Source organism: Olsenella sp. An293, assembly GCF_002159495.1.
Classification (GTDB): domain Bacteria; phylum Actinomycetota; class Coriobacteriia; order Coriobacteriales; family Atopobiaceae; genus Thermophilibacter.
In genome coordinates this window covers 1-5,592 of record NZ_NFIT01000029.1, presented here as the reverse complement: position 1 = coordinate 5,592, position 5,592 = coordinate 1, and the positions used below count along the sequence as shown (strand labels likewise).

Genomic DNA, 5,592 nt, shown 5'->3' with positions numbered 1-5,592 from the left:
GCTCCGCACCCGCCCGCGCCAACCACCCGCGAGCCCGCCCGCCGCCAAGGCCCCGGCCTCCCTAACCCCAAGCGCTACAATGGGGCAACCGCAGCCAAGATCTGCCGCCGAGAAGAACCTCTCGCAAAGGATCCGCCATGAGAAACCACGCCCCTCGCACCCCCCTCGCCCTTGCTACCCTCGCCGGCCTCTCGCTCGCAGTCGCCCTGACCTCCCCCGTCTCAGCACTCGCGCAGGGCTCCGTCTCCGACGGCATCCTCGTGACCATGAGCCAGCCCGCGGCCGACGAGGTCTCGCTGCTGGCAGACGCCACCTCCGCGCTCGACGCGGCCGGCCTCGAGGTCGAGGGCATCGTGAGCTCCTCGCAGGGCGAGCTCACCGTCGAGGCCCAGCCCGCAGCCGGCCAGACGGACGACCAGGCCCTCGCGGCCGCGCAGGAGATCCCCGGCGTCGACCACGCCCAGCTCAACTACGTCTACGAGCTCATCCTCCCCGCCGAGGACGCCGGTGCCGGCGCAACCTCCGCCGCCGGCACCGCCACGACCCTCGCCACCACCCTGCGCGAGGCCATCGCCGCCAACGACCCCTACGCCCAGATCTCCAGCCCCTACGACTCCCCCAACCAGTACTGGCTCTACTCCTCCAACCTGGTGGGCGCCTGGGAGCTCGCGAAGACCAACAACGCCGTGACCATCGTCACGCTGGACTCCGGCGCCCGCCTCGACCACCCCGACCTCGCGGACAACATCCTCGCCGGCTACGCGTGGGACTCCGCCAACGAGCAGCCTCTCTCCGTGACCCTGGCGGAGACCGGCTCCTCGGACCACGTGGGCCACGGCACGCTCGTCGCGGGCATCGCCGCCGCGGTCACCAACAACGGGGTCGGCGTCGCCGGCGCGTCCTACAACGCCAACATCCTCCCCATCAAGGTCCTGCCGGACAACTCCTCGACCACCGGATCCGCCGAGCTCATCCGCGCCTACGAGCACGTCCTCGAGCTTGTTCGCGCAGGCGAGCTCAAAAACGTCCGCGTCTTCAACCTGAGCCTGGGCAGCTACAGCGAGGCCGTCAACGACGACGATCTCCACGACCTCATCCGTGAGGCCCGCGACCTGGGCATCCTCACCGTGTGCGCCGGCGGCAACGGAGACTACACCGAGCCCAACACGGACTCCGAGGGCAACTACCACGAGAACATCTACCCCGGCGACTTCGAGGAGTGCGTCAGCGTGACCGCCCTGGAGAAGGACGGCACCAACATCCACTGGTCTGACTACAACGACGCCAAGGACATCAGCGCCCCGGGCCGCTCCATCTGGTCCACCGCGAGCACCGGCAGCGGCTACTCGGGCTCCTCGTCGGGCACCTCGCTCGCCACGCCCATCGTCTCCGGCACCGCCGCGCTGCTCTTCGCGGCCGACCCGGACGCCACGGTCGACGAGGTCCTCGAGGCCATGTACGAGACCGCGACCCCCGTCGTCGACCCCGATGACGACCGCACCCAGACCAGCGGCAGCCACGGCGCGCTCGACGCCGGCGCCGCCCTCGAGCACCTGCTCGCCTCCGACGAGCCGGAGGCCCCCACCTTCTCCGACGTCTACGAGACCGACTGGTACTACGGCGTCGTGAGCACGGCGGCCGCAAACGGCATCATGAACGGCCACGGCGACGGCACCTTCGCCCCGCTCACGCGCCTCACGCGCGCCGAGGTCGCCTGCGTGCTCTACAACCTCTCCGGCCAGACCCTCGAGAAGACGTCCCAGAACTGGGACGCTCAGAGCGGTTGGAAGGTCAGCTTCCCGGACGTCGAGACCGACCAGTTCTACACCGAGGCCATCATCTGGTGCAAGGAGAACGGCGTCATCAACGGAGACGGCGACGGGACCTTCCGCCCGCACAGCTTTGTGACGCGTCAGGAGTTTGCCTGCATGCTCGCCAACTACGCCCTCGTCATCGACGGCGACACCTCCGTCACGAGCCCCGAGGGCGTCGAGGAGACCCTCGCCTCCTTCCCCGACTCCGCCTACGTCACCGACTGGGCGCGCGCAAACGTGGCCTGGGTCGCCGGCAAGAAGATCATGGGTAACAACGGCTGGCTCTCCCCCACCGCTCAGATGGACCGCTCGACCTGCGCCGCAATGCTCGTGAACTACGCGTTTGGGGCCTAGACGAGAAGAACCCGAGCACAAACCCAATCAGCGCAACACGTCCTCCCAGGCGCCCCCGCAAGGGGCGCCTCCCGTTTAGCGAGAAGAACCCGTCGCAAGAGGTTGTCCCTTCGCAATTAAAAGGAGACAACACATGACAGCTTGCACCAACAACGGGGGGAAGGCCCGCCGCGTCGTCACCGCGGCGCTCGTCGGCGTCCTCTCCGTCGGCGCGGTCCCCGCGATCGCGCTGGCGACCGGCACGGGCTCCGCGGGCGACGTGAGCCTCCAGGCGGAGACCCCCGCCACCCTCAGCGGGGCGGACATCGTCTACTCGAAGGGCCAGCCCGGCGACGTCTACTACGAGAACGGCAAGCAGCAGGGCCTCGTCCCGTCCGAGATCGACCCCGCCGTCGAGGGCCTCGACAACATCGAGGTCTCCCAGGCCTCCGCGACCAGCGCCGCTGGCGGCTACTACTACTTCTACGTCAAGGTAGGCGTCGGAAACACCTTCGAGACCAAGATCGACACCGCTGGCACCGTAAAGTACGACAACGGGAAGAGTATGGTCCAGCTCAAGGGTACCTGGCAGTACGCCATGCCCTCGACCGCCGGCACCTACGCCGTCGTCGTCGGACAGTACAATGGTGCCGCGGGCTGGGATTTCGTCGACGTCGCCGACACCTTCACCATCGCCAAGAAGTCCCTCGCCGACGCCACCCTCATCGACGGCGAGGACGTGACCGACACCACCTTCAACTGGACCGGAAAGTCGATGTCCCAGACGGTCCAGAACGTCTACGACCGCATGAACGTCGCGGTCGACGGCCACATCCTCAAGAAGGCCACCGACGGCACCGCCGCGACTGGCGATTACACCCTCTACATCTACAAGCAGGGCGCCAAGGACCCGATGGCCTCCACGGATATGCTCGACACCAAGACGAGCTACGTCGCCGTCATCGACGGCCTGGGCGACTACGCCGGCCACAAGGAGATTCCCTTCACCTTCGGCAGGCTCGACCTCTCCACTGCGAGCATCACCCCGGTCGTCAGCACTAACACGCCCGACGCCTCCAACATCAAGAACGTCGTCGCCGCCATCAACGACGTCGTCGCCAGCGACTTCGGCAGCGCGGTCGCCAAGGACGTCGTGGTCACCCTCGAGTCCGACCCCGACGGCAACGTGACCGGCGCCACCGACGCCCTCGGCAAGTACACCTTCACCATCAAGGCGAAGGACGACTCCGCCTGGATCCAGGGCGAGACGAAGGTGACCGCCGTCAAGAACACCCGTGACGCCAACATCGACTTCACCGCCTGCGGCACCCTCGACGGCTCCGACTACGTCGTCGACCTCGGCGCCGAGAAGGTCGTCTACTTCGACCTCAACAGGGTCAAGGTGACCGACGGCGTCGGCGGCCCCGACGTCGACTACACCTTTGAGATCAAGGACGACGAGGGCAAGACCTACGCCGACGACTCCGCCCTCAAGAACCCCGGCACCTACTACGTGACGGTCAACGCCTACGAGTTCAAGGGCGCCGACCTGGTCGCCAGCTCCAAGACCGTCAAGGTCGTCGTCAGCTACGCCAACGTCACCGAGGCCGACAACATCTTCTTTGTCTACGACGGGAAGAACGTGGAGTCCGCCACCTCCGACGAGTACGACGGCACCGACCTCTCCGAGAAGATGGCCTTCACCGTCAAGGTCGGCGACAAGGTCCTCACCGAGGGCACCGACTACGACGTCACCATCGAGCGCGCCGAGGCCGACGGCGGCTGGACGAAGGTCGACGAGGTCGTCGACGCGGGCGACTACCTGATCACCGTCAGCGGCAAGACCTTCAGCGGCTCCGCGACCTTCGACTTCACCGTGAACCCGATGAAGCTCGACGCGAAGGCGGCCGTCAACGGCGGCGTGGCCACCGACAAGACGACCTACCTCGCCTACACCGGCGACGTCCTGACCCCGACCTTCTCCTTCTACAAGGACGGCGCCGAGGTCGAGGTCCCGGCCGACGCCTTCGAGGTCACCTACGACGCGATCGGCACCGACTCGAACGGCCTCCCCGACGCCTCCGACGTCAAGGACACCGACGTCGCTCTGAAGGCCAAGGGCGCCTACGGGGCCAGCTTCTCCGCCACCGCGGCCGGCTCCAACTACGACTTCGACGGCGTCACCGTCACCTTCCTGGTCTCCGACAAGAAGGTCTTCCTCGACGTGCCCGCCAACGAGTGGTACAGCCAGGCGGTCTACACCGCCCGCGACAACGGCTACATGAACGGCGACGGCTCGGGCAAGACGTTCTCCCCGATGCGCGAGCTCACCCGCGCCGAGGCGGCCTGCGTCCTGTTCAACATGGCCGGCGGCGACGCGTTCTATAAGAACGAGACCATCGACGGGTACGATCCCGACGGCAAGGTCTTCGAGACCGGCTTCTCCGACGTGACCGGCAACGAGTTCTACGCCAAGGCGATCGCCTGGGCCGAGCAGACCGGCGTGATCAACGGCTACGCCGACGGCACCTTCGGCGTCTCCCGCAAGGTGACCAACGAGGAGTTCGCCTGCATGCTCGCGAACTACGCCAAGGCCAAGGGCGAGTACAAGGCCGTCGACGCCGACGAGACCCTCGCGGCCTACCCCGACGCCTCCGTCGTCTCCGACTGGGCGAAGGACTCCGTGGCCTGGTGCGTCTCCGAGGGCATCATGGGCGGCGGCGCCAACATCTCGCCTGCCGGCTCCATCCTGCGCATGCGCGCGGCGACCATGGCCGTCAACGCGCAGCCCGAGAAGGCTGGCAGCGCGCTCATCCCCATCGTCTAGCGCATCTGTCCTTTAAACGGGTCCCTCCCCTCAGGGGGAGGGCTCCCCAGGGCGCTCATCGAGCAGGTGAGCGCCCTGGGGAGCCTTAGCAGGCTCGAGCAGGCTGTCAGCGTGGCGCAGGGCGTGACGGTGCCCTCCCCCTCATTGCTCGCAACGGCGAGGGGGAGGGCGGCCCATCTGGGCCGGTTGGCGCAAGTCATAGAGATTGATCAGGCGAGGGGCGGCAGATGCCGCCCCTCGCCGCGTTTCCCTCGTGCTCGCTCTTGGACGATGCCCTGCTGGCGGCATGTCACGGAGGCGAGGTTACGCAGTGCCCATCTATAGCTGAGGCGGCGCCCGGGTTTCCCGGGCGCCGCCTCTGTCGTACCTGCGACGCCCGAAGCATCCCACCGTCAGGTCAAGCGGCCTGCAGGGCGTCATTTTTGGGCTAATTCGAGGAAGACACGTCGAGGGGCGGCACGTGCCGCCCCTCGTAAAGTCACTGTCTTTTGTTCTAGGCTGCCGGCCCCAGACGGGCCGCCCTCCCCCTCTCTTGCGAGCGTAGAGGGGGAGGGCACCGTCACGCCCTGCGCCACGCTGACAGCCTGCTCGAGCCTTGTAGGCTCCCCATCGGGCTCT

Annotated in this window: 2 protein-coding genes; both read left to right on the top strand. The window is 67.3% G+C overall.

Annotated features, from left to right (window positions below):
- The first annotated feature begins 137 nt into the window (after positions 1-137).
- Positions 138-2,168: a S8 family serine peptidase gene (locus tag B5F85_RS10415; protein WP_087317033.1), complete on the top strand. Its 2,031-nt coding sequence runs from the start codon at positions 138-140 to the stop codon at positions 2,166-2,168.
- A 133-nt stretch (positions 2,169-2,301) separates the two neighbouring features.
- Positions 2,302-4,974 carry an S-layer homology domain-containing protein gene (locus B5F85_RS10410; RefSeq protein ID WP_087317030.1) on the top strand — a complete coding sequence of 891 codons (2,673 nt, stop codon included), beginning with the start codon at positions 2,302-2,304 and terminating at the stop codon, positions 4,972-4,974.
- The last annotated feature ends 618 nt before the right edge of the window (positions 4,975-5,592 follow it).